A 938-nucleotide genomic window follows, 5' to 3' on the forward strand; every position below is an offset into this window, starting at 1 on the left:
ACGTCTGGCGAAGGAAACGGTCCGCAGGCTGATGACGGACGCGGGCCTATGGGTGCCGCGCCGGCAGCGGCCGCCGAAGGTCTACCAGCCGCGCGCGCGGCGGTCGTGCCTGGGCGAGCTGATCCAGATCGACGGCAGCGAGCATCCCTGGTTCGAGGACCGGGCGCCGCAGTGCACGCTGCTGGTGTACGTCGACGACGCAACGAGCCGGCTGATGCACGTGCTTTTCACGGCCACGGAATCGACCTTCAGCTACTTCGAGGCGACGCGTGCGTACATCGAGCGTCACGGCAAGCCGGTGGCGTTCTACAGCGACAAGGCGAGCGTGTTCCGGAACACGGCCGCAAGCAGGACCGGCAATAGCGTGACGCAGTTTGGTCGCGCGATGTACGAGCTGAACATCGACACGATCTGTGCAAACAGTAGCGCGGCCAAGGGCCGTGTCGAGCGCGCGCACCTGACGCTGCAGGACCGGATGGTGAAGGAAATGCGCTTGCGCGACATCCGCACGATCGCTGCGGCCAATGCCTGGGTGCCCTCCTTCATGGCGGCCTACAACGCGCGTTTCGCAAAGCCTCCGAAGAGCGACTTTGACGCACACCGTCCGCCGAGGGCTGACGAGAACCTTGAACTCGTGCTCACGTGGCGCGAGCCGCGCAAGGTGACGAAGGCGCTGACCGTGCAGTACGACCGCGTCATGTATCTGCTGGACGATACGCCGGCGCATCGCAAGCTGATCGACCGGTATATCGAGGTCTGGGAGTATCCGGATGGGCGAATCGAACTTCGGGCAGATGGCGGTGCATTGTCGTGCAGGCAGTATGACCGGCTGACAGAAATCGATCAGGGCGCGATCGTCGAGCATAAACGTTTGAGCCACGTGCTGCAGGTCGCGCAGGTGATTCAGGCTCAACGCGATAACAGCCGGATCGGCAAGG

1 protein-coding gene is annotated in these 938 nt (G+C 63.9%); it reads left to right on the forward strand.

All coding sequences use genetic code 11. The features are described 5' to 3' along the window. On the forward strand, nucleotides 1-938 hold a 938-nt coding region (locus tag ACTJLC_RS31775), incomplete at both ends, for an ISNCY family transposase (protein ID WP_440846425.1).

The sequence above is a fragment of the Paraburkholderia sp. 22099 genome, from assembly GCF_052045835.1.
GTDB classification, from domain to species: Bacteria; Pseudomonadota; Gammaproteobacteria; order Burkholderiales; family Burkholderiaceae; genus Paraburkholderia; species Paraburkholderia terricola.